This window comes from Nocardia sp. NPDC049707, assembly GCF_040674855.1.
Classification (GTDB): domain Bacteria; phylum Actinomycetota; class Actinomycetes; order Mycobacteriales; family Mycobacteriaceae; genus Nocardia.
Genome location: NZ_JBFANN010000007.1, coordinates 1 through 24758 on the forward strand (window position 1 = coordinate 1; position 24758 = coordinate 24758).

The window sequence follows — 24758 nt, forward strand, 5'->3', positions numbered from 1 at the left end:
CATCGGCAGACCGGCACCGATACCGCAGGCATCGCCGCCGACCAGGCCGATGGAGGAGAAGGAAGGGATCAGCGGAGATAATGTGTCATCGGTCACATCGACCACCGCAGAACAGAGCAAAACCGCAGGTGACGGGGTACGACCAGGACAGCGTGTCCAGGCGATGCCCGGACCCGATTTTGGAGGCATAAATGCCACAGTTAGGTGTCCGGAGGGGGACTTGAACCCCCACGCCCGATAAAGGGCACTAGCACCTCAAGCTAGCGCGTCTGCCATTCCGCCACCCGGACCGGTGTTGCTGAGCAAGGGTAACGGATGGGTGGGGAAGTATTGAAATCGGTTGGGGTCAGTGGGTGTCCGCGACTCGTTCGATCACTGGGCGCCAGGATTCGACGGAGGCGACGCGCAGACCGACCATCTTGGCCGCGTCGTCGGCACGGCGGAGGGTGAGGGCGGCGGTGAAGTCGGGATCGGTTCGGAATTCGGCGATTTCGGCTTCGGTCATGGGGCCGCCCTGGGCGACCGGGGTGTGCCGGCTGGCGGGGGAGAGGGAGTGGACGGTGTCGGTGGCGGCCGAGTAGCGCGTGGCGACAACGTGCAGTTCGACCAGTCGGGTGACGCGGTCGCCGAGTAGCGCTCAGATCGCGTCCGCACTGTGCTGGCCCGCATCGTCGCCGGGGACGAGTTTGTGGCCGATATCTGCAGGCGTCCGGCGAGTTGCAGTTCCTCGTCCTCCAGGTGGGATCGGCGCAGCAGGGCGCGAGCATTGCGGGTCGCGGTCCAGCGTGTCGGTGGGGTCGTCGCTGCGGTCGGGACTGTCCCAGACATCGGCGCATCCGGTCAGCAGGTTCGCCAATTTTTCGACGGTGGTGACGGGCACCTCGACCCCAATCTGTCGATCGCTGGGGAATGGTCTAGAACAACATGCCGTCGATCCGCACTCGGCGCGTTGCGCCTGGGTGGCATTTCGATGAACGCACCCAGGGGCGGATCGGGAACCCGAACCGCGTCGCACCGAATTCCGATATCGATGTGGCAGGCTGGCCGCATGCGTGTTGCCGTTGTTGCCGGGCCGGATCCCGGCCATGCGTTCCCGGCGCTGGCGCTGTGCGAACGGTTCCTGGCCGCCGGTGATGATCCGGTGCTGTTCACCGGACCGCGTTGGTTCGATGCCGCCAAGGAGGCGGGCATCGCGGTGCGCAGGCTCAAGGGGCTCGCGCCGCGCACGATCGACGACGACGATGACGCCGGTCAGCGCATCCATGAGCGTGCGGCGCATATTTCGACCGAAATCCTGCCCGATCTGAGCGCGATGCTGCCCGAGCTCGTGGTGTCGGATGTGCTGACCGCGGGCGGTGGCATGGCTGCCGAGCGACTCCGGGTGCCGTGGGTCGAGCTGTCGCCGCATCCGCTGTATCTGCCGTCGAAAGCGTTGCCGCCCATCGGAAGTGGCCTCGCGCCCGGGGAGGGGGTGCGCGGACGCCTGCGTGACGGCATGTTGCGCACCATGACCGCACGCGCCATTCGCAACGGTGTGCGTCAACGGGAGCGGGCCCGCGAAAGTGTCGGACTGCCCGTGGCCGATCCCGGCCCGGCGGCCCGCCTGATCGCCACCTTGCCCGCGCTCGAGGTGTCGCGCCCCGATTGGCCCGAGCACACCCACATCATCGGCCCGTTGCTGTGGGAGCCGACTCCGAAAATCCTCGAACCACCCCTCGGTGCCGAGCCGCTGGTCATGGTGGCACCGTCGACCGCGCACACGGGTGTCGCGGGCATGGTCGAAACCGTGCTGGCCGCATTGGACGGCGGGGGCGTCCGGGTGGCCATTTCCATGCTCGACACCCCGCCCACCGACCTGCCGCGGTGGGCGACCGCCGGACTCGGTCGCCAAGACGAACTGCTCACTCACGCATCGGTCGTAGTGGGCGGCGGCGGCCACGGCCTGCTCGCGAAATCGCTGCTCGCGGGTGTTCCGATCGTCACGGTTCCCGGCGGCGGCGACCAATGGGAATTGGCGAATCGCGCCGCCCGCCAAGGCAGTTCTATCCTGGTCCGCCCGCTGACCGCCGATGCGGTGCGCATCGCGGTCCTCGATCTGCTCAACACGCCCGATTACACTGCCGCCGCGCAACGAGCGGCCGCGGGTATCGCGGACGTCGCCGACCCGATCCGTATCTGCCACGACGTGCTCAGCGTTCGGACCCACTAGCGCAAGGTTCAAGCGGATTCCATCGGATAGCCGCTGACGCCAATCGAACGGCCCGGGTGGGGGACCGCAGCGGCGCGAGTATCTTGACTACGGTGCGGTTGACCGAGTTCCAGGAGCTGTTGCACACCGAGTTCGGTGTGGCCCGCGGCGATGCGCTGCTCAAGGATCACACCATCCCGGCATTGGACGGGCGGACGGGTGCTGCCGCCATCGAGGCGGGCACCGACCCGCGTGACGTGTGGCGCGCACTGTGCGCGGATTTCGACGTACCGAGATCACGCTGGTGAGCGTGTACCGCTTCGACGAGCGGCTGCGCATGATCGCGACCGATCATGCGCAGCTGGCCGCTCACGTTGCGGCCGCGCGACCCGTCGACTTCGCTGAATTCCGCAAGATCGGCATCGAGCTGATGCTGCTCGGCCGCTACGCCGAGGCCCTCGATCACCTCGATCGCGCGCTCGAACTCGCGGATAGTGACTATCGCCGGATGTCGGTTTGGATCAATCTCGGTGATGTCTACCGCTATTGGGGTGACACCGTCACCGCCGAAACGCTGTATCGCCGAGCCGTGGACCGAGCTGGCGATTCCGAGGTGCTGTCCTTCGCGCTACAGCATCTGGGCAAGGCCCTCGCCGAACAGGGCCGGTTGCCCGAGGCCAAGGCTCGGCTCACCGAGGCGCTGAAACTGCGTGTCGTCGAGGGGGATGCCGAGCTGATCGAATCCACGCGCACCACCCTCGACCTCCTCGACGACCTGCCGGCGACCTTGCCGCCGAAGGTCGCCGCGGTGCTGGGTGACGACCCCATATGGTCGGCGGAGCACGAGGGGATGAGTGGCGGTGTCGCGTATGTTGATGGTGCGTACTGGGTCAAGCGGGGGCCGCGGGCCACTGCCGAATATGAGCGGCTGAATTGGTTGCGGGATAAGGGGATTCAGCTCCCGGACATCGCAGTGTTCGAAGCGGATATCCTTGTTCTGGCCGACGCGGGTCTGCCGAGTCTGGCTGCCGAACCGACGGAATCGGTGGGTGCGGTCATGGGTGCGCTGCTGCGGCGTCTGCACGACATTCCCGTCACCGAATGCCCGTTCGACGGCACGCTGGACGTCATGCTGGCCCAGGCGCGGCGCCGCGTGCTCGAGGGTTTGGTCGACGCCGACGACTTCGACGACGACAATCGAGGGCTGGCGCCGGAACAGATCTACCAACGACTGCTCGTCGAACGTCCGCCGGACGAGGATCTCGTTGTCGCGCATGGTGATTTCACCCCGTCCAATGTGTTGGACGGCGGTCTGCTGATCGACCTGGGTGGTCTGGGTGTCGCGGATCGATACCGCGATCTGGCCTTGGTCGAGCGCGATCTGCGCGCGGACTTCGAAGCCGACGAACTGTGCGCGTTCTACGCCGCCTATGGGTTCGCCGAGCCGGACCGGCGGCGCCTGGGCTACTACCGATTGCTCGACGAACTCTTCTGAGCTCAGACCTTTTTCGCGTAGTGGCGTGCGGCTTTGGTGCGATTGCCGCAGGTCGCCATCGAATGCCACCGTCGGGTGCCGTTTTTCGAGGTGTCGTAGAAGAACAGCACGCAGTCCGGATGGGCGCACTGACGGATCCGGTCCGGCGCCTCGGCCAGTAGCCGGAGCAGGCTGTCGGCGGCGAGCCAGCCGGGGAGCCAGGTGGCTTCCGGTACGTCGACGAGATCGGTGGGGCCGGTGTCGGTCAGGGTGCGTCGGATCCGGCCGTGGTCGAGCACGTTGTTGAGCGCGGTGTGTGAGGCATGTTTCACCACGTCGTAGATGGCGGTGCGGGTGGCGAGTACTGCCTGCAGGGTCGGCTCGTCGGCATTTGCGCGATCGTCGAGTCCGGCCGTGGTCAACCAGATGTCGAGACCTGCGACATCGGTGAGCAGATCCTGCGGTCCATCCTGGATCCACCGGGTGTTCAGCAGGTCGAGTGCCAGCGGTTCACCGAGGTGGGGGCGTGGATCGGGCATACCTGAGGGTAACGATCTCCCTGTCGTCGCCAAGACAACCACCACCGTTCTAACCAGCTAACCTCATTTTATAGGTTGACTCGCGTATCGACTCTTGCTACGTTTTAACCGTTAAAACGCTATATAGCGGTTAAGCATTCCGAGGAGGATTACTATGACGACAGCCATCGCTCCCCAGCTCGCCACCGGACACATCGGCCTGAACGTCTCCGATCTGGACCGATCGGTGGACTTCTATCGCCGCGCATTCGGTTTCGAGCAGCTCGCGGCCAGTACCGACGACGACAGGCGCTGGGCCTTCCTCGGCGCGAACGGCAAACTCGTGCTGACCCTCTGGCAGCAGTCCGATGGCGCCTTCTCCGCTGAAACTCCTGGCCTGCATCATCTTTCGTTCCAGGTCGACACCATCGAACAGGTGCGCTCGATCGAGGCGCTGCTGCGCGAGCTCTCGGTGAGTTTTGCCCACGATGGTGTGGTCGCGCACGGCGAGGGCGTCGCTTCGGGTGGCATCTTCTTCACCGATCCCGACGGCATCCGCCTCGAGGTATACGCACCCACGGGCGCGGAATCCGCTCCCGCGCCCAGCGGTGCCGCCCCGACGTGCGGATTCTTCTGAGCCCGACCCCCTGTTGAACGCCGCGGGAGGATCCTGATGACGCACTATCATTCGGGCGAGGTCGCCGTGCAGCAGCGCATGGGTCAGGCGCATATCGCTGATCGGGTGGGACGAATGATTCGCGCCGACATCCCGGATGTAGCGGCGGGTTTCCTCGCGGAGCAGCCGATGGTTGTGATCGCGGCTGCGGACCGTGCTGGGCGGATGTGGGCAGGCACGTTGGTCGGGTCGCCCGGATTCGTGCACGTCATCGATGCCGAGACCATCGCGATCGATGCTTTTCCGGCCGTCGGGGATCCGCTGCACGAAGCGCTGACCCGACCGGCTCGGATCGGCATGATCGCGCTGCAACCGCAGCGGCGTAGGCGAATGCGCGTCAATGGATTCGTGGTGCCGACGGAGTCGGGGCTGCGGTTTACCGTCGAACAGGTGTATTCGAACTGCCCGAAGTACATCTCGCGCAGGCAGCTCGAATCGTACCGCCCCGACGTCGACCTCCCGCCGCCCCGTCATGACACGGAACTCGATGCGCGACAGCGCGCGCTGCTCGCGGCGGCGGACACCTTCTTCGTGGCCACCGCGGATACCGATGGCAATGCCGACGCCTCCCACCGTGGCGGGAATCCCGGCTTCCTCCAGGTGCTTTCGTCCACTCGGCTGAGATGGCCGGACTACCAGGGCAATTCGATGTTCATGACGCTCGGGAACATCGCGGCGAATCCACGCTGCGGCATCCTGATCCCGGACTGGACCACCGGCGGAACTCTGCAACTCACCGGAACCGCCGAACTGTCCTGGGCGCCCGAAACCTTCACCGCCGGGGCCCAGTGCTCGATCGACTTCACCATTGCGGAAGTGATCGAAGTCCACGGCGCGGGCCCGCTCCGCTGGGGCCCCGCCGAACTCTCCCCGGTCAACCCCTGACCTCCGATACCCGAAAAGGAATTGCCATGCGACCTCCGCTGCCGCCGTTCGACCTGGAATCCGCCAAAGCCAAGGTGCGCGCTGCCGAGGATGCCTGGAACACGAGGGATCCCGAGCGCGTCGCCGCCGCGTACACCGAGGATTCGGTGTGGCGCAATCGCGATGAGTTCTTCGCCGGCCGCGCCGCCATCGTCGAATTCCTCACCCGCAAGTGGTCCATCGAAAACGGTTACGCACTGCGCAAGGACCTCTGGGCGTTCGAAAGCAACCGCATCGCGGTTCGCTTCCAGTACGAATGGCACGACGAATCCGGTCAGTGGTGGCGCAGTTACGGCAACGAACAGTGGGAGTTCACCCCGGAAGGCCTGATGTCGCGGCGCGAGGCCAGCATCAACGACGTCCGCATCGACGAATCCGACCGCCGCATCCCCGGCCCGCGGGCGGAAGGTGACGAATCCGTCCTGCCGCAGCAGTAATCGGCAGGTGCCGGGCATCCGGTCGCCGGACCGGGTACTCCATGTGTGGGGTGCCCGGTTGGTACGTGGTGTGCCTGGCCGGATCGCGGGTTGCCGGGGCCGATGACGGTCGCGACGGTCGGTGCTCAGGCGACGACGGTCTCCCGCTGGAAAGGTGGAGGTGACGCCCGTGTTGCGCGGTGTACAAGCATGCGCAGACAGTGCTGGACAGTGATCGGATCTCGCTGGTGCGGTGCGATTCGGTGCCGCGATCGGCGGTAGCGTGGCGGTTGCCGTGTTCGGGAAGTTTACGGCGCGTGTTGTCGGGCGCGTCGCTTGACTCGAACATCTGTTCGGCTAGGCTGGTCGCCAGAACTTGTCGGTGCCGCCCTCTAATGTGGGCGCCAACCACGAACGAGACTTACCTGTCGAAAAGGGGATCAGGATATGGCACCACAGGCGTACGACCGTGACAAGGCGCTCGAGCTGGCGCTGGCTCAGGTCGAGAAGAGCTTCGGCAAGGGCGCGGTCATGCGTCTCGGTGAGGAGGCGCGCCAGCCCATTTCGGTGATCCCGACCGGATCCATCGCCCTGGACGTGGCGCTCGGCATCGGCGGTTTGCCGCGCGGACGCGTCGTCGAGGTCTACGGTCCGGAGTCCTCGGGTAAGACGACCGTCGCACTGCATGCGGTGGCCAATGCTCAGGCCGCGGGCGGTGTCGCCGCCTTCATCGACGCCGAGCACGCGCTCGATCCCGATTACGCCCGCAAGCTGGGGGTCGACACCGACGCACTGCTCGTCTCCCAGCCCGATACCGGTGAGCAGGCGCTGGAGATCGCCGACATGCTGGTGCGTTCGGGCGCGATCGACATCATCGTCATCGACTCGGTGGCCGCGCTGGTACCGCGCGCCGAAATCGAGGGCGAGATGGGTGACAGTCATGTCGGTCTGCAGGCGCGCCTGATGAGCCAGGCGCTGCGCAAGATGACCGGCGCGCTGAACAGCTCCGGCACCACCGCCATCTTCATCAACCAGCTGCGCGAGAAGATCGGCGTGATGTTCGGTTCGCCCGAGACCACGACCGGTGGTAAGGCGCTGAAGTTCTACGCCTCGGTGCGTCTGGATGTGCGCCGCATCGAAACGCTCAAGGACGGCAGCGATGCGGTCGGCAACCGCACCCGCGTGAAAGTCGTGAAGAACAAGGTTTCGCCGCCGTTCAAGCAGGCCGAATTCGACATCCTCTACGGCCAGGGCATTTCCAAGGAGGGCTCGCTCATCGATATGGGCGTCGAGCATGGCTTTATCCGCAAGTCCGGCTCCTGGTACACCTACGAGGGCGATCAGCTCGGCCAAGGCAAGGAGAACGCCCGCAAGTTCCTGCTGGAGAACACCGACGTCCGCGACGAGATCGAGAAGAAGATCAAGGAGAAGCTCGGCATCGGCGCCGACGTGACCGCGGATGGCGCGGCCGCTGAGGTTCCCGCCGACTTCTGATCCGATGACCTCTCGGCGCCCAGCCCCCACCCGGCCCGCACCCGATACAACGCGGCCCGACCCGGTCACCGAGGCCCGCCGCCGCCTGAACGAACTACTCTCCGCCTCAGGCCGCCCACCCATCCCAACCCCTACCGGATCCGGCTCAGGCGAGCAAGAGCCGGACCGGGGCCGTTGGTCTGAGGTCGAGTCGGCCGCCGACGGTTTTCGTTCGGATGAGCCCGAGCCAGGGCGCGGCCAGTGGTCCGAGGACGGCTCGAACGCTGACGGGTTTCGTCCGGATGAGTCCGGGCGAGCGCAGCGATCCGCGTTTGATGCGGAGCCTGCGGAGTTCTGGTCGAATGAGTCCGAGTTGGACCGAGTGCGGTGGTTCGAGGCCGATCCGGGGAGCGACGGGTTCACGTCGGGTGAGATCGAGTCGGGTCGAGGTCGGAACCGTTGGACCGCTTCACGGCTCGGTCGTGCCGGAGCGGAGGAGTCCAGAGCAGGGCAGGGGCGGTGGCCTGAGAGTGCTTCAGGGGCTGCTGGTTCCGGGTCGGGCGAATATGGATCTGGGCGAGAGCGGTGGTCTGAGGGAGATACGGAGGACTCGGGTTTTCGGGTCAGGGGGCGGGGGGATAGGCGAGTCCGGTTGGCCGAAGGTGGTTTGGCCGATTCGGACATCATGGGAACTCGGTCGAGCGCGCCCGATCCGCAGCGGGCGCGTTCGACTGGGTCCCGGCGCGGTCGCGTGCGCCGGAAGGAATTCCGGCGCGACGACTCCCACTCGGCTGACTTCCAGAGTTCCGAAGGCCGATGGGCGGATCTGGTGGCGGCCGGATCCGAGGGGGGTGCGCAACAGACAGGTGCCGTCGGTTCCCGCGCAGACGAGGACGATTCGCGGTCCCATGCCGAGCGCACTCCCCAAGGCGGGACGGTCGAGCAGGCGAAGGAGGCGTGTCTTCGCCTGCTCGCCGTCCGCGCCCGCAGCCGTGCCGAACTAGCGCAGCGTCTCGCGGCCAAGGGCTTTACGCCCGAAATCACCGAACGGGCCCTCGACCGCTTCACCGAGGTCGGCCTGATCGACGACGTCGCCTTCGCCGAACAATGGGTCCACTCCCGCCACACCTTCTCCGGCAAGGGCAAACAGGCTCTCGCCCAAGAACTCCGCCGCAAGGGCGTATCCCAATCCGACGCCGCCTCTGCCCTCGACGCCATCACCGCCGATGACGAGGAACAGCGCGCCACCGAACTGGTTCGCCGCAAACTGCGCACCATGCCCACCAACCTGGACCGCGACAAAATTATCCGCCGTCTCGTAGCCATGCTCGCCCGCCGCGGTTACAACCAATCCACCGCCTTCACCGTAGTGAAAGCTGAACTCGCACAGGCACAGTCCGACGCGGCGGACTCCGACTGAGCCGCAGTCGCGCGCCCGCAGTGTGTGGCGGTCATTCCTCTGGCGAATTGCCCTGGAGATGGTTGCCGCAAGGTGCACACTCTGTGAAGCTGGATCGGTTTCGCATCGGTGCCCTGCCGATGAGCCGGGCCGCTGCGGCGACAGTCAGCAGTCGAGGGCGGGGGCGAGGACTTCTTCGCACCACTGGCGGAAGGTGGTCGGAGTCGTGGCTTGGGGAGTGCGGGGTTCGGCATTGTCGAGGCCGTTCTCCTTTGCTTCCAGCATGTCGTACATGCCCTGGGCCATGGCCGCGGACATGCCGGATTCGAGCATGGTGGCTTTATAGGCTGCGCCGGAGACTTGTTGGAACCGGATCGGGCGAGCGAGCACTTCGGACATGATTCGCGCCATGTCGCTGTTGGACAGGTCTTCTGGGCCGAGTACGGGGACGCTGTCGTATCCACGCCACGAGTCGTCGAGCAGCAGTTCGGCGGCAACGGCGGCGATATCGCGGGTCGCGCAGGTGGGGCGTTTGAGATCGGGGGACAGCGGTGCGACAAAGATGCCCTGACTCTTGATCAGCTCGACCTGCCAGAGGTAATTGTCCATGAACGAGGGCATCGTCAGCGCGCGATAGTTCACGCCGGTGCTCGCGATCAGATCGTCCATCGCCAGTGATGCCGTGACCAGCCCGGCCTTTCCGACCGACGCGGCCCCGCGCCCGAGGCCGGATACTCCGACGACGCGCTGGACGCCCTGGCTTTTGAAGGCCTCGCATGCGGGTCGGGTGAAATCCAGAAAGGCCGCATCGAGACTCGCGGTCTGCCGATCCGGCGGAAGCAGCCAGAATACGGCATCGGCACCGGCGAATGCCTCGGTAACGACATCGATGTCCCCGTGCGAACCAGCTACGACGTCGACGCGCTCGCGGATGTCAGCGGGCAGGCGTGCGGGATCACGCGCGATGACGCGGACCGGCACCTCGGCGGCGAGGAGATGCGGGAGAACCTGACGGCCGATGGCGCCGGTAGGGGTGGTGACAACGATCATGACGACCTCTGCTCGAGTGACTGGGCACTGATCAGTCAAGTCGGCGCGGTACCGAACCTGAAGGACCGATCCGATAAGCGTTGATACCGTGGGGATATGAGTGATCTGGAGGTTCGGCAACTCCGATACTTCGTGGCCGTCGCAGAGGAACTGCATTTCGGACGCGCGGCCGAGCGACTGGGGATGGCGCAACCACCCCTGTCCCGCGCAATCCGAGAACTGGAACGTCAACTGGGCGTTCAACTTTTCGAGCGCACCACCCGGCACGTCGTACTCACCCCTCCCGGCGAGACCCTGCTCCGCGACGCCAGGACCGCCCTCGATGCCGTCGCTGCGGCTGCGCAGCGCGCCCAGCACGTGGGTCTGCACGCACCGGGTCTGCGCCTCGCGCTCAAGGCTGACTACGACGCCGGACTGCTGCCGCAGATCGTCGAGACATACCGCCTCGACGAAGCGGCTGTCCCGGTGGAGTTCATGTTGGGTGGGCGGGGGGAGCAGGTCCCGGCATTGCACCAGGGCCGTGCGGATGTCGCGCTCCTTGCCACCCCGTTCGACGACCGCGGTCTGGATATCGAACCGCTGGTCACCGAACCCCGCCTTGTCGCACTGGCCGCCTCGGATCCGCTCGCCGCCCAGGCAACCCTGTGCCTGGCCGACCTGGCCGGTCGACTGCTCCCTGATGGAGCGCCCGCCGACCATGACGGCCTCGTCCTGCCATCGGAGACTCCGCGTCCAGTGCGGGATCTTGCGCAGATCTTCAACCTGATCGAACTCGGCGACAGCATCTGGTTCCCGCCCGCCTCGGTCGCCCGCCGCCACCACCGCCCCGGCATCGCCTATCGGTCCGTCACCGACCTGAAACCAACCACCCTCGCGGTAGCGTGGCCGCAGAACTGTCACTCACTCGCGGTGGCCGCCTTCGTCCGCGCTGCCACCGCCGTGGCCGCAGCGAACTACCCACCCGAATCCGTCCCGTTCGCCGAGACTTTCACCTCCCCGGTCCACCCCGAGGCTGCCGAACTCCGCAGCACCGCACCCTCGTCCTGATCACTGCGGCCGAATACTCGGACGTGTCCGGCCACCCGGACTGCCCGTGGCCGCACATCGATTGTGCGGCCGCCACGGCGAGGGTGATCGCTGAGAACGCCAACGAAGCCGATTCCGCCCGAAAACGGGTCTGAGCGCGCACTTTCCCGCGAAATCCAGCAATTTCTGCCGGATTCAGGCGAGAAGCGCACGCTCAGACCCGCTGGACTTACGGCTTCTGGGTGATATCCATCCCAGGAGTCGCATCGGTCAGAATCGAGTCGGCAGCCACGACAGCCGCGCCCTTGGCCCGCTTGCGCGAGCGCAACCGCTGCTCCAGCTTATTGGCCACGATCGTCAACGTGCTGTTCAGCAGAATCATCACGACGGCGACGACCATCAGTGCGGGCACCGTATTGCGCTCGGCCGCACCGAGTTGCGACCCCTGACGCACGATCTCGAGGTAGGTGATCTGATAACCGAGCGCCGAATCCTTCAGCGCCACAACCATTTGCGAAATCAATGCGGGCAGCATGGCGGTAATCGCCTGCGGCAGCAGGATCAACCGCATCAGCTGCCCCTTGCGCAGGCCCAGCGCGACGGCGGCCTCGGTCTGTCCCTTCGGCAGCGATTTGATGCCCGCGCGCACGATTTCGGCGATGACCGAACCGTTGTAGACGGTCAGTGCGATCACCACGGCCCACAGCGCGAGCTGGTCGACCTTGAACACCTTGTAATCGGAGAAGACGTAGAACAGGAAGATCATCAGGATCAGCACCGGAATGGACCGGGCCACTTCGACGATCGCGCCCGCCACCCAGCGCACGACCCGGTGCTCGGACAGGCGCAGGATGCCGAAGACCATGCCGATCACCAGCGCGAACACGATGGACAGCAACGCCGCGACCAGGGTGCCGCGCAGACCGGGCAGCAGATAGGTCTTCCAGACGTCCGCCTCGATGAACGGCTTCCACTTCTCGGCGGTGAACTGGCCCTTATCGGCGAAACCACGGTAGAACACCCAGCCGAGTGCCAGCACCGCGACAATCGCTATGACGGAATAGATTTGGTTTCGAATGCGCGCGCGGGGTCCGGGCGCATCGAACAGAACCGAAGCTCCAGCACTCACCGGGCCACCTCGAATCGCTTGGCCAGCCAGCCGAACAGCAGGCCGGTCGGCAGGGTCAGGATTACGAAGCCGAGTGCGAAGATGAAGCCGATGGTGATCAGCGCGGCCTCGTTCTCGTTCATCTTGGCCATCAGGGTCGCGGCCTCGGCGACACCGATCGCCGAGGCGATCGTGGAGTTCTTGGTGAGCGCGATCAGGACACTGCCCAGCGGGGCGATGACCGAGCGGAATGCCTGCGGCAGCACCACGATTCGCAGATTCTGGGTGAAGGTGAGGCCCAGTGAACGGCCCGCCTCGGACTGGCCCATGGGCACGGTGTTGATGCCCGAGCGCAATGACTCGCATACGAATGCCGCCGTATAGATGCTGAGTCCGAGTACCGCGTAGCGGAAGTTGTTCTGCGCCAGCGAGTTCGGCCCCTCCGGTGCGAGCTTCCAGCCCATGGTGGAGTAGAGGCCCAGTGAGCAGAACACGATGATCAGCGTCAGTGGGGTATTGCGGAAGAGGGTGACGTAGGCGGCACCGAGAAAACGGCCGACGGGCACGGGCGAGACGCGCAGCGCAGCGACGAATGTGCCCAGGATCAGGGCGAGGACCGCCGACGACGCGGTCAGTTTGATAGTCACCCAGAAGGCGCCGAGGACGTCATACCTCGAGATCAGGTCGAACACGGTAGACGCGCCCCTCCGATCGGATTGTGCGGCGGCCGGAGATCGTCCTGCCGCGCGCGATGTACAGGTTGCTCGTAGCGAAGCGATCGGGTGGCCCGTGCGGGCCACCCGATCACGAATCTCAGTACCGGTTCACCGTCGGCGGTGTCGGCGCCTGGTAGCCGGAGATGCCGACCGTGGAGTCGAACGCCTTCTTCCACGACCCATCGGCGATCATGGCCTCGATCGCGTCATTGACCTTTCCGCGCAGCTCTTTATCACCCTTCTTCAGGCCGATGCCGTAGTTCTCCGTGGTGAACGGCTTGCCGACGACCTTGAAGGTGCCCGTGCTCTGCGCCGCGTAACCGGCCAGGATGATGTCGTCGGTGGTCACCGCGTCATACGAACCGGCCTGCAGGCCCTCGAGGCACAGCGAGTAGGTGTCGTTGGTCTGCAGCTGCGTAGCGGGGTAGTTCTTCTCGATGTTCTGGGCCGGGGTGGAGCCCTTCACCGAGCAGACTTTCTTACCCTTCAGATCGTCGGGGCTATTGATGCTGTTGTTGTCGGCCTTCACCAAAAGTGACTGGCCCGCAACGTAATACGGCCCGGCGAAGTCGACCTTCTGCTTACGCGCGTCATTGATCGAGTAGGTCGCGACGATGTAGTCGACCTGACCATTCTCGATCAGCGTCTCACGCTGCCCGGACGGGGACTCCTTGAACGTGATGTTCTCCGGCTGCACACCGAGCTTGCCCGCGACATACTTGGCGACCTCGACGTCGAAGCCACTGAACGAGCCGTCCTTATTGCGCAGGCCGAGGCCCGGCTGGTCGAATTTGATGCCGACGGTGAGCTTTCCGCCCTTGGCGTTGTCCAGTGCGGACTTATCGCTACCACCGCCACACGCGGCGGTTGTTGCGGCCAGCGCCAGAGCTAACGCCCCGATACCGAGTCGAAGCGAACGGTTGATCCTCATCGATTTCCTTCTCTTTCTGGTGATTTCGCTGCCCGTGGTCTTTACGGTTGCGGTGATTTCTCGGTTCAGTGGCTCAGAATCTTGCCGAGGAAATCCTTGGCACGGTCAGACTTCGGCGCGGTGAAGAACACCTCGGGTGTGGCGTCCTCGACGATCAGCCCGTCGGCCATGAACAACACCCGGTTACCTGCCTTGCGCGCGAAGCCCATCTCGTGGGTGACGACCAGCATCGTCATCCCCTCCTTGGCCAGCGACACCATGACGTCGAGCACCTCATTGACCATCTCCGGGTCCAGCGCCGAGGTCGGCTCGTCGAACAACATCACCTTCGGGCTCATCGCCAACGCGCGGGCGATCGCCACGCGCTGCTGCTGGCCGCCGGACAGCTGCGCCGGATACTTATCGGCCTGATTGGCGATCCCGACGCGTTCGAGCAGCTCCATCGCGCGCTTGCGGGCATCCTCCTTTTTCGCCTTGCGAACCTTCAGCGGCGCGAGCATCACGTTCTCGACGATCGTCTTATGCGCGAAGAGGTTGAACGATTGGAACACCATGCCGACATCGGCGCGCAATGCGGCAAGCGCGCGGCCCTCTGCGGGCAGTGGTACGCCGTCGATGGCGATATCGCCGGAATCGATCGGCTCCAGTCGATTGATGGTGCGGCACAGCGTCGACTTCCCGGACCCCGAGGGGCCCAGAACGATGACGACCTGCCCCTTGGGGACTTCGAGATTGATATCGCGCAGCACATGCAGGTCACCGAAGTGCTTTTCCACATTGCTCATCGAAATCATCGGTGCGTTCATTCCGGTACTGCCCTCATCAGAACTAGCTGCCCCGGTTTTGGCCAACCCGATTGTGTCGGGTGCGGTGGCGTCGTCGGTCATGGTTCAAGACCTTAAGCGGAAAACGGCGATTTGCCCGAGTTTCGGCGACACACCGTAACGCCGCGCCGACACGACACAGCGCTGTAACCCATCCGATGCAGCCCAGAGCCTGCGCCGATGCGCTGAAAACCGGCGTTGCGCACCCCCGTACCCTGGACGGGTGGATTCGATCGGACAGGCAGTGCTGTCTCCCGCCCCTGCGGCCGCGGACGGCGCACGCAGTTACGAGGTCCGTACCTTCGGTTGCCAGATGAACGTGCACGATTCCGAACGCTTGTCGGGCCTGCTCGAGGATGCGGGTTATGTGAAGGCCGCGCCGGGCGCGACGGCCGATCTCGTCGTCTTCAATACCTGCGCGGTGCGCGAGAACGCGGACAACAAGCTCTACGGCACCCTCGGGCACCTCGCGCCGATCAAGGCCGACCGGCCGGGTATGCAGATCGCCGTCGGCGGCTGCCTGGCACAGAAGGACCGCGACACCGTTGTGCGCAAGGCGCCGTGGGTGGATGTGGTGTTCGGCACACACAACATCGGATCGTTGCCGGTGCTGCTGGAGCGGGCGCGGCACAATGCCGAGGCGCAGGTGGAGATCCTGGAATCGCTGGAGGCATTCCCGTCGAGCCTGCCCGCCAAGCGTGAATCCGCCTATGCGGGTTGGGTCTCGATCTCGGTGGGCTGCAATAACACCTGCACGTTCTGCATCGTGCCGTCGCTGCGTGGCAAGGAGGTCGACCGGCGTCCGGGTGACGTGCTCGCCGAGGTGCAGGCGCTGGTCGATCAGGGCGTGCTGGAGGTCACGCTGCTCGGCCAGAACGTGAACTCCTATGGTGCGTCCTTCGCCGATCCCGATGAGGCGCGCGATCGCGGTGCCTTCGCGAAATTGCTGCGCGCGGCTGGGGGCATCGATGGGCTGGAGCGGGTGCGCTTCACCTCGCCGCATCCGGCCGAATTCACCGATGACGTGATCGAGGCGATGGCCGAAACGCCGAATGTCTGCCCGCAATTGCATATGCCGCTGCAGTCCGGGTCGGATCGAGTGCTGAAGGCGATGCGCCGGTCCTACCGCAAGGCGCGCTACCTCGGCATCATCGAGAAGGTGCGGGCCGCGATGCCACATGCCGCGATCACCACCGACATCATCGTCGGCTTCCCCGGCGAGACCGAGGAGGACTTCCAGGAAACCCTGGATGTGGTCCGGCAGGCGCGGTTCACCAGCGCTTACACCTTCCAGTACTCCAAGCGCCCCGGCACACCCGCCGCCGATATGCCCGACCAGCTGCCCAAGGCGGTGGTGCAGGAGCGCTACGACCGGCTGATCGCGCTGCAGGAGGAAATCTCCCTCGACGCGAACAAGGCGCTCATCGGCACCGAGGTCGAATTGCTCGTCGCCGAGGGCGCGGGCAAGAAGAACGCCGCGACCGCCCGTATGAGCGGCCGCGCCCGCGACGGCCGACTGGTGCATTTCCGCCCCGAAGGCGCCGCGGAGAAGATCCGCCCCGGTGACATCATCACCGTCGACATCACCAATGCCGCCCCGCACCACCTGATCGCCGACGCGCCTGTCAAATCCCACCGCCGCACCCGCGCGGGCGACGCGCACGCACAGGGCATCACCCCCAAAACCGAACCCATCGGCGTCGGCCTCGGCCTCCCCCGCATCGGTGCCCCAGCCCCCGAACCCGTCGCCACAGGCTGCTCGACCGGCTGCGGCGCATGAGTACCCAGCCGGGTGACGACGACCTGACGCGAGCTGCGGGAGCGGATCGCGCACCCGGTGCGTCTGGGGCGGGTTCGCCGGAGTCGGGTTCGGCTGGTGCGGAAGCGGATCGCGGGGGCCGCACTACCGGGGGAGCGGATCGCGTACCGGGTGTATCTGGGGCGGCATCATCGGCGTCGGGTTCGGCTGGTGCGGCACCGGGTCGCAGGGCGGGTACTGAGGACAGTGCCGCGCCGAACAGTGAACGCGGTGAGGACACGCCGAACTCACCCGCGGTGAACTCGCTCGGGGATTCAGGTGCGGAGGATGCGCGTACTACCGGACGTAGTGGGGTGGCTGCGGAGTATGGGCGCGGTGATGGCACAGTGGATGCCGATAAGGCAGCGGAGCAGGGAACAGCCGAAGGAGACGAGGGCTCAGTGAACTCGGTCGAGAGCAGTAATGGCTTCGAGCAGTTCAAGAATGATCTCGATGCCGTCGAGCGGCGCATCGCGGGGGAGATCGATCCGGGGGTGCGCGCGATGGTGGTCGCGGGCGCGGTTTTCCTGCTGCTGTTTTCGCTCGTGCTATCGCATGCGGGTGGTGCCCGCGGATTCGATGTGCTGCTCGGAACCGATGCCGCGCGCGCCGAGCACATCGGCCTGCCGTCGCGGATCTTCGTCTGGTTCGCCGTGGTCTTCGGCATCGGCTTCTCATTGCTCGCGCTGATGACCCGCCGCTGGGTGCTCGCCTGGATTGCGGTCGCCGGTTCCGCCATCGGCAGTGTCTTCGGCGTCTTCTCGATCTGGCACCGCCAGACCCCCGGCCTCGGCAACTACCACGGCGCCGGCCCCGGCATCGGCCTCATCCTCGGTGCCATCGCCATCAGCATCCTGACCTTCCACTGGATCCGCGTCGTGTGGAGCCGCACCGCGCTGCAACTCGCCGCGGAAGAACAGCGCCGCAATGCCGCGGCCGCCGCCGAGGAACGCGACCGCCGTCGCCGCACCGGCGACTCCTGAACCACCCGGCGCGTACCTACCTCTGCCGGAACCGCGCACTGTGGCAGTATGTGGCAGAAATCACTCGAATCTGCATAGCGCACCGACTCATGGAGTCGACTGTGCCCTGAGCTGCCCGCGTCTGTTGGCATGAACATCCGCCGCCGACGATGGGCCGGTATGCAATGCTCTTGTGCGCGATTTCGCGAGCATGCGGTAAGAACTTCGATTCGGTGGAGCATGCGCGCTCATCGAAGTTGGCGACTCTCTGAGCTGTCCTGCGCGCGCTTCGGCGCTCGGCGTCCCGGACCCGGGCACAGTCACTCCGGCGGCCGGATGCCGATCGCAGCCGAGTTCGGCAACCGGTCGCGGGGCCGACCGATGAGGTCCGCACCGGAGTGCATGTCGCCGGATCAGCGGTTGCTGACTGCGCCTTCGGCGGCCTCGGCCCATTCGCGCCACTGTTTGGCCTGCTCCAGGGCCTTCTCCGCATCGCGCTTATTGCCTGCCGCGGTTGCCTTGGCAGCCTGTTCCTCGAACTGGGCGACGCGCTCGCGGAACTGGGCGGCTCGGGCCACGGCCTCCGGGTCGGTGCGGCGCCATTGGGCGTCGACCGCGTCGCGGACGCGCTTTTCGATAGCGCGGAGTTTGCCTTCCAGTTCCTGGATGCGGTCGCGTGGGACCTTGCCGATCGCGTCCCATTTGTCCTGGAGTTCGCGTAGGGCAGCGCGGGCGGCGTCCAGGCCGGCGGCCGGATCGATGTGGTCGTAGGCGCCCAACAGTTCTTCTTTGGCGGCGGCGTTGTGCTCGAACTCGGCGTCACGCTCGGAGACGGCGGCATTGCGCGCGGCGAAGAAGACGTCCTGGGCGCTCTTGAAACGCCGCCACAGTGCCTCATCGGCCTCGCGCGGTGCCCGGCCCGCTGCCTTCCACTCTGCGAGCAGATCGCGGAACACACTGGCCGTACCGGCCCAGTCGGTGGAGCTGGACAGTTCCTCGGCGCGCACGCAGAGTTCTTCCTTGCGCGACTTCGCGGCCGCGCGCTCGCGATCGAGTTCGGCGAAGTGCGCGCCACGGCGCCGGTTGAACGCCTCACGCGCCTTGGAGTAGCGCTTCCACAGTGCGTCGTCGACCTTGCGATCCACGCCGCGGATGGACTTCCATTCGTCCAGGATTTCGCGCAGCCGATCGCCCGCGGCCTTCCACTGGGTGGATTCGGTGGCGATCTTCTCGGCCTCGGCGCACAGCGCTTCCTTGCGCTCGGTGTGCTCGTGCCTGGCCTTTTCCTTCTCCTCCTTGGCGTGCGCGGCCGCCTCTTCGGAGTGTTCGGCAATGGCCTGCAGTCGCCGCGCCAGCCCGTCGACGTCACCGATCACCGCAGCGGTGGGCAGCGATTCGGCGATGGCGACCGCGGCCGCCTTGGTCTTGCGGGCATCCGCCCCGGCGGCCAGCCGCGCTTCGAGCAGCGCCACCTCGGTGGCCAGATCGTCGAACCGACGGCCGAAGTGCGCCAGGCCCTCGGTGGCGTCGCCGGCCTGCCAGGATCCGACGATGCGCTCGCCCTCGGCGGTTTTCACCCATGCGGTGCCGTCGTCGTCGACGCGACCCCACGCACTCGGATCGCTGACAGTCGGAACGACCACGGGATGCGGATGCTGCTGCGCGGCCGGTCCCGGTGCCGGCTTGACCGCATGCGGCTTGGGATGGGCCGTCGACCCACCCGGTTTGGGGGTCGCGGATGGTTTCGGGGTGGCGGAAGGTTTAGGCGCGGCGGCCTTCGGGGAATCCGAGGGGCGCGGCGCGCTGCCGGGGGTCGCTTTCGCCGTTCCGTTGCTATCGCTCATTGCTCCTCGTCCCTGCCGCGCGTCACGGCTGCCTGGTTACGTCCTAGCTCACTCCATTGAACCCGGTTCGAGCCCGGTAAACCATCGATCAATGCCCTCCGACTGATGATTCCCGGGGAAATCAAACCGTGATGACCTGGGTTGTAGCACCTCGAACACTATCAATCCCGGCCGAGTTTGCGGCAGAGACACTCGAAGCCCGTGGTTGCGGGGCGGCAGCAGTGGTGTGGATCGCACATTCGGCGAACGACTACGGTTACGGCGTGTTCTCCATTGCGGCCCTGGTCCCGTCGCCGCCGATCCTGGTGCCCGAGCTCTGCGGCGCCGTCGCGCGGGCGGCCGGGCCGGATTCCGACGACGCGCCCGCGGTGTTGCGCGCGGCGGCGCTCGCCGCGGTCGGCGCCTTGGCCGCGACGACTCGGCACTGGACGGTTGTCGGTGTGGGCGCGGCCGCGCAGGTCGTAGGACCGGATGCGGTCGGCACCTTCCGCGGTTTCGGTGCGAACGTGCGGGTCGGGCTTTCGGAGGACGCGCTGTCGCGATCGCGGCACACGCCCGGCGCAGCAGATCCCCAGCAGCCGCTACCTGCGCTGATCGCGGGGTGGTTGCGTGGTCAGGTCGCGCCAGAGGCGGTGGCCGCGACCACCCTTATCGCCGCCGACACCCCCGCCGACGACTGCGCCCGGATCGGCGCGCAGTTGCGTACCGCGCTGGACGATTCGCCCGAGCGGGCGGGTGTACTCGTCATCGCGGACGGTGCGGCGACGCTGACCCGCAAAGCACCGGGATACCTCGACGAGCGCGCCGTCGACGTGCAGCGCGAACTGGACCGCGCACTGGCCGAAGGCGATGCCGCCGGACTGCTCGCCCTGGATCCGGCCTTGTGCGCCGAACTCGGGCTGTCCGGCCGCGCGGCCTATCAGGTGCTCGCCGGACTGTTCGCCGCCGACCCGATCGCGCCCTCCGTCGAAACCCTCTACAGCGATGCCCCGTTCGGCGTCGGATATCAGGTGAGCGTCTGGCGGCCGAGCGCACCGGGAGGTGATCGGTGATAACGCCGATCGCCGTCGTCGGCCCCACCGCCACCGGCAAATCCGATCTCGGTCTCGATCTCGCCGAACGACTCGGCGGCGAAATCGTGAATATCGATGCGATGCAGCTCTACCGGGGCATGGATGTCGGCACCGCGAAACTGCTGCCCGCCGAACGCCGGGATATCCCGCACCACCAACTCGATGTGCTCGAGGTGACCGAAACCGCCACTGTCGCCGCCTATCAGGCCGCGGCCAGTGTGGACGTGCGCGAGATCATGGCGCGTGGCCGGATGCCGATCATCGTCGGCGGTTCGATGATGTATGTCCAAGCGCTGCTCGATGATTGGGAATTTCCGGCCACCGATCCGACGGTCCGCGCGCGCTGGGAGGCACTGCTGACCGAGCGCGGCGTCGGTGCGGTGCACGACGCATTGCGGGCGGCCGATCCGGCGGCAGCGGCGACCATCCTGCCCACCGACGGCCGCCGCATGGTGCGCGCGCTCGAGGTCGTCGAACTCACCGGCCGCCCGTTCGCGGCCTCGGCGCCGGTCATCGGAAAACCGCGCTGGGACACCGTGATCATCGGCGTGGACCGCGACACCACCGAACTCGATGCGCGCATCGAACGGCGCACCGCGCTGATGTTCGAGGCCGGTCTCGTCGACGAGGTCCGCGGGCTCATCGATAAGGGTCTGCGCGCGGGCGTCACAGCGCGCCGGGCGATCGGCTATGCACAAGTCCTGTCGTATCTGGACAACGAATACGACCTGAACCACGCGCGGGAACGCACCCTGATCGGCACCCGGCGTTATGTCCGGCGGCAGCGCTCGTGGTTCCGCCGCGATCCAAGGGTGCGGTGGGTGGACGGCGCCGATCCCGATCTGGTCGCGACCGCGTTGTCCCTGTTAGAGAAGGAACAGATGCCGCAGTGACACGTCGTGTGAGTACCCGCAATGCCTCGGTCCAGGTGTGGCAGGCGTATCTGAACAATCGGACCAAGCGCCACCGCGACGGCCGCTTTCTGGTGCAGGGCGTGCGGCCGATCACCCAGGCGATCGCCAACGACTGGCCGCTGGAGACGATGCTCTACCGCCTCGGCGGACCGGATCTGTCGACCTGGGCCCGCGAACTACTGGAGACCAGCGGTGTGCCGCAGGTCGGCCTGGTGCCGGAGCTGATGGCCGATCTCGGCGAAAAGTCCAGCGGCATACCGGAATTGGTGGCCATCGCGATATCCAGGCAACCCGAGCTCGATACTTTCGAGCCCGGCGAACCCGGTGATGCCGCGCCACCCGTCGTGGTGGTTTTCGACCGTCCCAACTCGCCAGGCAATCTCGGCACACTCATCCGCTCCGCCGACGCCTTCGGTGCCAGCGGCATCATCGTGACCGGTCACGGTGCCGACCAATACGATCCGCAAACGGTCCGCGCATCCACCGGTTCGCTGTTCGCCATGCCGGTCTTCCGCGCGGCCGGGCCTGCACAGGTGCTCGAATTCCGCGACCGGCAGGTCCAGCGCGGCATCCCGACCCGCATCGTCGGCACCGATGAGCACGGCGCGGACGCGGTCTTCGACTACGACTTCGCCGAGGCGACGATCCTGGTCGTCGGCAATGAGACCGGCGGTATGAGTGCGGCCTGGCAGCAGGCCTGTGACGATATGGTCTATATCCCGATGGGCGGCACGGCCAGCTCGCTCGGTGCGCCCTCGGCCGCCGCGATCGCGCTGTACGAAATTTCGCGGCAGCGCCGTACGTTGGTTCGAGGACGATAAGCAGGGAGAATGCGCGACGTGTCGGATATCGAGTTCACGAAGGGCCACGGCACCGAGAACGACTTCGTGGTGCTGCCCGATCCGGAGGTCCGGCTGGACCTGACGCCGGACCGGGTCGCCGCGCTGTGCGATCGCCGCCGCGGACTCGGCGCGGACGGTGTGCTTCGGGTGGCGCGTGCCGGTGCGCTGCGAGACGCGGGTGTGCTCGCCGAGATTCCCGAGGGGATCGCCGAGACCGACTGGTTCATGGACTACCGCAACGCCGACGGCTCGATCGCCGAGATGTGCGGCAACGGGGTGCGGGTTTTCGCGCACTACCTGGCGGCGAACGGGCTCGAATCGCGTACGGAGTACGTCGTCGGTAGTCGTGCCGGGGCTCGTCCGGTCACCGTGCACGCCGGTGGGCCTGCCGATGGCGAGGTCACCGTGGGGATGGGTATCGTGCGCGAGCTCGGTTCCTCGACCGCGACCATCGGCGGCTGGGCCCTCCCCGGCATCGGCATCGACGTCGGCAACCCGCACCTGGCATGCGTCGATTCGAGCATGTCCGTGGACGCGCTCGCCAAACTCGATCTCACCGTCGCCCCAGGCTTCGATCCAGACCTGTTCCCACAGGGCGTGAATGTCGAGATCCTGACCGGACTGGTCGACGGCGCGGTCGATATGCGCGTCTACGAACGCGGCGTCGGCGAAACCCGTTCCTGCGGAACCGGGACCGTCGCCGCCGCGGCATCCGCCTTGTCCGCCAACGGCTTCCGCATCGCCGCCGATACCGGCGAGGTGCGCGTCCGGGTGCTCGGTGGCGAGGTCACCGTTCGGCTCGCCGAGGGCGCGGCCTGGTTGCGCGGACCGTCGGTGCTGGTTGCGACCGGTCGGATCGCGGAAAACTGGTGGTCGTCGCAGTCGGCCAGCTGAGTGCTGATAACCCTCGCCTGAGCAGAGCGGTGCTGGCCGGGTCCGGACCGACGCCGGCCGTGTGCGGGGATAACCGAATGCGCAACGGGGAGCAGTCGTGGCAGCATGGATGGCGTATGAGGAAATCGAAGACTTATGAATTCACTCCGGCCGCCGACGACAACGACCACGTCGAGGCCGTCGAGGACACGACGGAAGACACCGGCGATGTCGTCGCCGAGCACGCCGCGCGGATGCGGCGGTCCGGTTGGACCGCCGACCCCACGGTGGGCGAGATGCAGCTCGACGAGCGCTCCTCGCTGCGGCGTGTCGCTGGCCTGTCGACCGAGCTCACCGATATCACCGAGGTCGAGTACCGGCAGCTGCGACTGGAGCGGGTCGTGCTGGTCGGGGTATGGACCACCGGTACCGCGACGCAGGCCGAGGCCAGCATGGCCGAACTGGCGGCACTCGCCGAAACCGCGGGCTCGGAGGTGCTCGAAGGACTGATCCAGCGTCGAGACAAGCCGGATCCGGCCACCTATATCGGCTCCGGCAAGGCCGACGAACTGCGCGCCGTGGTACTCGAAACCGGCGCCGATACCGTGATCTGCGACGGTGAACTGACCCCGGCGCAGCTGACCGCGCTGGAGAAGGTCGTCAAGGTCAAGGTGATCGACCGGACCGCACTGATCCTGGATATCTTCGCCCAGCACGCCACCTCCAGCGAGGGTAAGGCGCAGGTATCGCTCGCCCAGATGGAGTACATGATGCCGCGACTGCGCGGTTGGGGTGAGTCCATGTCCCGGCAGGCCGGTGGTCGCGCGGGCGGCAATGGTGGCGGTGTGGGGCTGCGTGGTCCCGGTGAGACCAAGATCGAGACCGATCGCCGCCGCATTCGCGAGCGAATGGCCAAGTTGCGCCGCGAGATTCGGGAAATGAAGACCGCGCGCGATACCAAGCGGGCCCGTCGCACCTCCAGCGGTATCCCGTCGGTCGCCATTGTCGGCTACACCAACGCAGGCAAATCCAGTCTGATGAACGCGTTGACCGGCGCGGGGCTGCTAGTCCAGGACGCCCTGTTCGCGACCCTGGATCCGACCACCCGCCGTGCCGAACTGGACGACGGCCGCGAGGTCGTCTTCACCGACACCGTCGGATTCGTGCGACATCTGCCGACCCAGTTGGTCGAGGCCTTCCGGTCCACCCTCGAGGAGGTCACCGGCGCCGATCTGCTGCTGCACGTCGTCGACGGTTCCGACCCCCTGCCCGCCGAACAGATCAAGGCGGTCCGCGAGGTGATCACCGATGTGATCAAGCAATCCGGGATATCGGCACCGCCGGAGCTGTTGGTGGTCAACAAGATCGATGCGGTCGACCCGGTCGAGCTCACTCGGCTGCGCGCGATGTTGGCCGACGCGTCCTACGTTTCCGCGCGCAAGGGCACCGGCATCACCGAGCTGCGTGAGCGCCTCGCTGAGGTGCTCGGCGGCCTCGACGTCGAAATCAGTGTGCTGCTGCCCTACACCCGGGGCGATCTACTCGCCCGCATCCACGCGGACGGTCGCATCACCACCTCCGAGCATGAGGAGGGCGGCACCCGGGTACGCGCCCGCGTACCGCACGCACTGGCGGCGGCGTTGTCGCCGTACGCGCACGCGGGTGGTTCAGCCGACGCCGACGGAGCGGGTTCATCGGAGGCGAATGGGACTCGTTAGGCGGGTGCCAG

Annotated in this window: 24 protein-coding genes and 1 tRNA gene; 16 read left to right on the plus strand and 9 right to left on the minus strand. The window is 66.4% G+C overall.

Annotation, left to right across the window (positions count from 1 at the left end; all coding sequences use genetic code 11):
- Positions 1 to 205 precede the first annotated feature (205 nt).
- Both AB0J29_RS09190 and AB0J29_RS09195 read right to left on the minus strand, forming a co-directional pair.
- Positions 206 to 290, minus strand: a tRNA-Leu gene (locus AB0J29_RS09190).
- Positions 291 to 346: 56 nt separating this feature from the next.
- Entirely contained in the window at positions 347 to 505 is a 159-nt protein-coding gene (locus AB0J29_RS09195; protein WP_364781820.1) for a hypothetical protein, read from the minus strand.
- Positions 506 to 1048: 543 nt separating this feature from the next.
- Between AB0J29_RS09195 and AB0J29_RS09200 the strand changes: the two genes are divergently transcribed.
- The 3 genes from AB0J29_RS09200 (at position 1049) to AB0J29_RS09210 (ending at position 3683) form a co-directional block, all read left to right on the plus strand.
- On the plus strand, positions 1049 to 2209 hold the full coding sequence (locus tag AB0J29_RS09200; RefSeq protein ID WP_364781823.1) for a nucleotide disphospho-sugar-binding domain-containing protein: 1161 nt from the start codon (positions 1049 to 1051) through the stop codon (positions 2207 to 2209).
- Between the two features lie 92 nt (positions 2210 to 2301).
- Positions 2302 to 2496 (plus strand): DUF3046 domain-containing protein, encoded by a 195-nt coding sequence (locus AB0J29_RS09205; RefSeq protein ID WP_364781826.1) that lies wholly within the window; start codon positions 2302 to 2304, stop codon positions 2494 to 2496.
- 2 nt (positions 2497 to 2498) lie between these two features.
- On the plus strand, positions 2499 to 3683 hold the full coding sequence (locus AB0J29_RS09210) for a tetratricopeptide repeat protein (RefSeq protein ID WP_364781829.1): 1185 nt from the start codon (positions 2499 to 2501) through the stop codon (positions 3681 to 3683).
- A gap of 2 nt (positions 3684 to 3685) precedes the next feature.
- Here the strand turns inward: AB0J29_RS09210 and AB0J29_RS09215 are convergent, their stop codons facing one another.
- A complete protein-coding gene (locus tag AB0J29_RS09215; protein ID WP_364781832.1) occupies positions 3686 to 4201 on the minus strand; it encodes a CGNR zinc finger domain-containing protein in 516 nt (171 codons plus the stop codon).
- Positions 4202 to 4355: 154 nt separating this feature from the next.
- Here AB0J29_RS09215 and AB0J29_RS09220 point away from each other — a divergent pair, with 154 nt between their 5' ends.
- The 5 genes from AB0J29_RS09220 to recX all read left to right on the plus strand — a co-directional run bounded on the left by AB0J29_RS09220 (position 4356) and on the right by recX (position 9089).
- A complete protein-coding gene (locus AB0J29_RS09220; RefSeq protein ID WP_364781835.1) occupies positions 4356 to 4817 on the plus strand; it encodes a VOC family protein in 462 nt (153 codons plus the stop codon).
- Between the two features lie 36 nt (positions 4818 to 4853).
- Positions 4854 to 5741, plus strand: coding sequence for a pyridoxamine 5'-phosphate oxidase family protein (locus tag AB0J29_RS09225; protein ID WP_364781838.1), 888 nt, complete (start codon positions 4854 to 4856; stop codon positions 5739 to 5741).
- Between the two features lie 26 nt (positions 5742 to 5767).
- The gene (locus AB0J29_RS09230) at positions 5768 to 6217 is read left to right on the plus strand and encodes a nuclear transport factor 2 family protein (protein ID WP_364781841.1); all 450 of its coding nucleotides are present in this window, start codon (positions 5768 to 5770) and stop codon (positions 6215 to 6217) included.
- 426 nt (positions 6218 to 6643) lie between these two features.
- Positions 6644 to 7690, plus strand: a complete 1047-nt coding sequence (recA, locus tag AB0J29_RS09235) for a recombinase RecA (protein WP_364781844.1) — start codon at positions 6644 to 6646, stop codon at positions 7688 to 7690.
- Positions 7691 to 8420: 730 nt separating this feature from the next.
- On the plus strand, positions 8421 to 9089 hold the full coding sequence (gene recX / locus AB0J29_RS09240) for a recombination regulator RecX (RefSeq protein WP_364781847.1): 669 nt from the start codon (positions 8421 to 8423) through the stop codon (positions 9087 to 9089).
- Positions 9090 to 9233: 144 nt separating this feature from the next.
- Here the strand turns inward: recX and AB0J29_RS09245 are convergent, their stop codons facing one another.
- Positions 9234 to 10118 carry an NAD(P)H-binding protein gene (locus tag AB0J29_RS09245; RefSeq protein ID WP_364781850.1) on the minus strand — a complete coding sequence of 295 codons (885 nt, stop codon included), beginning with the start codon at positions 10116 to 10118 and terminating at the stop codon, positions 9234 to 9236.
- A 96-nt stretch (positions 10119 to 10214) separates the two neighbouring features.
- Between AB0J29_RS09245 and AB0J29_RS09250 the strand changes: the two genes are divergently transcribed.
- Positions 10215 to 11165: a LysR family transcriptional regulator gene (locus tag AB0J29_RS09250; RefSeq protein ID WP_364781853.1), complete on the plus strand. Its 951-nt coding sequence runs from the start codon at positions 10215 to 10217 to the stop codon at positions 11163 to 11165.
- A gap of 208 nt (positions 11166 to 11373) precedes the next feature.
- On the opposite strand, the gene AB0J29_RS09255 is transcribed toward AB0J29_RS09250, so the two are convergent.
- The 4 genes from AB0J29_RS09255 to gluA form a co-directional block, all read right to left on the minus strand.
- Positions 11374 to 12273, minus strand: coding sequence for an amino acid ABC transporter permease (locus AB0J29_RS09255; RefSeq protein ID WP_364781856.1), 900 nt, complete (start codon positions 12271 to 12273; stop codon positions 11374 to 11376).
- On the minus strand, positions 12270 to 12944 hold the full coding sequence (locus AB0J29_RS09260; RefSeq protein ID WP_364781859.1) for an amino acid ABC transporter permease: 675 nt from the start codon (positions 12942 to 12944) through the stop codon (positions 12270 to 12272). The genes AB0J29_RS09255 and AB0J29_RS09260 overlap by 4 nt, the downstream gene beginning before the upstream one ends.
- Positions 12945 to 13065: 121 nt before the next feature.
- Positions 13066 to 13899: a glutamate ABC transporter substrate-binding protein gene (locus tag AB0J29_RS09265; protein WP_364781862.1), complete on the minus strand. Its 834-nt coding sequence runs from the start codon at positions 13897 to 13899 to the stop codon at positions 13066 to 13068.
- A 65-nt stretch (positions 13900 to 13964) separates the two neighbouring features.
- Positions 13965 to 14693, minus strand: coding sequence for a glutamate ABC transporter ATP-binding protein GluA (gene gluA, locus AB0J29_RS09270; RefSeq protein WP_364495602.1), 729 nt, complete (start codon positions 14691 to 14693; stop codon positions 13965 to 13967).
- Positions 14694 to 14946: 253 nt separating this feature from the next.
- Here gluA and miaB point away from each other — a divergent pair, with 253 nt between their 5' ends.
- Both miaB and AB0J29_RS09280 read left to right on the plus strand, forming a co-directional pair.
- Positions 14947 to 16503 carry a tRNA (N6-isopentenyl adenosine(37)-C2)-methylthiotransferase MiaB gene (gene miaB / locus AB0J29_RS09275; RefSeq protein WP_364781865.1) on the plus strand — a complete coding sequence of 519 codons (1557 nt, stop codon included), beginning with the start codon at positions 14947 to 14949 and terminating at the stop codon, positions 16501 to 16503.
- Positions 16504 to 16922: 419 nt separating this feature from the next.
- A complete protein-coding gene (locus AB0J29_RS09280) occupies positions 16923 to 17504 on the plus strand; it encodes a hypothetical protein (RefSeq protein ID WP_364781868.1) in 582 nt (193 codons plus the stop codon).
- 392 nt (positions 17505 to 17896) lie between these two features.
- Here AB0J29_RS09280 and AB0J29_RS09285 read toward each other — a convergent pair whose 3' ends face one another.
- A complete protein-coding gene (locus AB0J29_RS09285) occupies positions 17897 to 19327 on the minus strand; it encodes a DUF349 domain-containing protein (protein ID WP_364781871.1) in 1431 nt (476 codons plus the stop codon).
- Positions 19328 to 19590: 263 nt separating this feature from the next.
- Here AB0J29_RS09285 and AB0J29_RS09290 point away from each other — a divergent pair, with 263 nt between their 5' ends.
- The 5 genes from AB0J29_RS09290 (at position 19591) to hflX (ending at position 24747) form a co-directional block, all read left to right on the plus strand.
- Positions 19591 to 20379: a hypothetical protein gene (locus tag AB0J29_RS09290; protein ID WP_364782319.1), complete on the plus strand. Its 789-nt coding sequence runs from the start codon at positions 19591 to 19593 to the stop codon at positions 20377 to 20379.
- On the plus strand, positions 20376 to 21293 hold the full coding sequence (gene miaA, locus AB0J29_RS09295) for a tRNA (adenosine(37)-N6)-dimethylallyltransferase MiaA (RefSeq protein ID WP_364781874.1): 918 nt from the start codon (positions 20376 to 20378) through the stop codon (positions 21291 to 21293). Before AB0J29_RS09290 ends, miaA begins: the two co-directional genes overlap by 4 nt.
- The gene (locus tag AB0J29_RS09300) at positions 21290 to 22135 is read left to right on the plus strand and encodes a TrmH family RNA methyltransferase (protein WP_364781877.1); all 846 of its coding nucleotides are present in this window, start codon (positions 21290 to 21292) and stop codon (positions 22133 to 22135) included. Before miaA ends, AB0J29_RS09300 begins: the two co-directional genes overlap by 4 nt.
- A 27-nt stretch (positions 22136 to 22162) precedes the next feature.
- Positions 22163 to 23050 carry a diaminopimelate epimerase gene (gene dapF / locus AB0J29_RS09305; RefSeq protein WP_364782322.1) on the plus strand — a complete coding sequence of 296 codons (888 nt, stop codon included), beginning with the start codon at positions 22163 to 22165 and terminating at the stop codon, positions 23048 to 23050.
- A gap of 233 nt (positions 23051 to 23283) precedes the next feature.
- Positions 23284 to 24747: a GTPase HflX gene (hflX, locus tag AB0J29_RS09310; protein ID WP_364782325.1), complete on the plus strand. Its 1464-nt coding sequence runs from the start codon at positions 23284 to 23286 to the stop codon at positions 24745 to 24747.
- The last annotated feature ends 11 nt before the right edge of the window (positions 24748 to 24758 follow it).

Excerpts from the sequence above, each read along its gene's own strand:
- AB0J29_RS09245 (WP_364781850.1), bottom strand. The coding sequence starts at position 10,118 with ATGATCGTTGTCACCACCCCTACCGGCGCCATCGGCCGTCAGGTTCTC.
- AB0J29_RS09195 (WP_364781820.1), bottom strand. The coding sequence starts at position 505 with ATGACCGAAGCCGAAATCGCCGAATTCCGAACCGATCCCGACTTCACC.
- AB0J29_RS09215 (WP_364781832.1), bottom strand. The coding sequence starts at position 4,201 with ATGCCCGATCCACGCCCCCACCTCGGTGAACCGCTGGCACTCGACCTG.
- AB0J29_RS09265 (WP_364781862.1), bottom strand. The coding sequence starts at position 13,899 with ATGAGGATCAACCGTTCGCTTCGACTCGGTATCGGGGCGTTAGCTCTG.
- AB0J29_RS09220 (WP_364781835.1), top strand. The coding sequence starts at position 4,356 with ATGACGACAGCCATCGCTCCCCAGCTCGCCACCGGACACATCGGCCTG.
- AB0J29_RS09225 (WP_364781838.1), top strand. The coding sequence starts at position 4,854 with ATGACGCACTATCATTCGGGCGAGGTCGCCGTGCAGCAGCGCATGGGT.
- gluA (WP_364495602.1), bottom strand. The coding sequence starts at position 14,693 with ATGATTTCGATGAGCAATGTGGAAAAGCACTTCGGTGACCTGCATGTG.
- recA (WP_364781844.1), top strand. The coding sequence starts at position 6,644 with ATGGCACCACAGGCGTACGACCGTGACAAGGCGCTCGAGCTGGCGCTG.
- hflX (WP_364782325.1), top strand. The coding sequence starts at position 23,284 with ATGCGGCGGTCCGGTTGGACCGCCGACCCCACGGTGGGCGAGATGCAG.
- AB0J29_RS09250 (WP_364781853.1), top strand. The coding sequence starts at position 10,215 with ATGAGTGATCTGGAGGTTCGGCAACTCCGATACTTCGTGGCCGTCGCA.
- AB0J29_RS09200 (WP_364781823.1), top strand. The coding sequence starts at position 1,049 with ATGCGTGTTGCCGTTGTTGCCGGGCCGGATCCCGGCCATGCGTTCCCG.
- AB0J29_RS09285 (WP_364781871.1), bottom strand. The coding sequence starts at position 19,327 with ATGAGCGATAGCAACGGAACGGCGAAAGCGACCCCCGGCAGCGCGCCG.
- AB0J29_RS09230 (WP_364781841.1), top strand. The coding sequence starts at position 5,768 with ATGCGACCTCCGCTGCCGCCGTTCGACCTGGAATCCGCCAAAGCCAAG.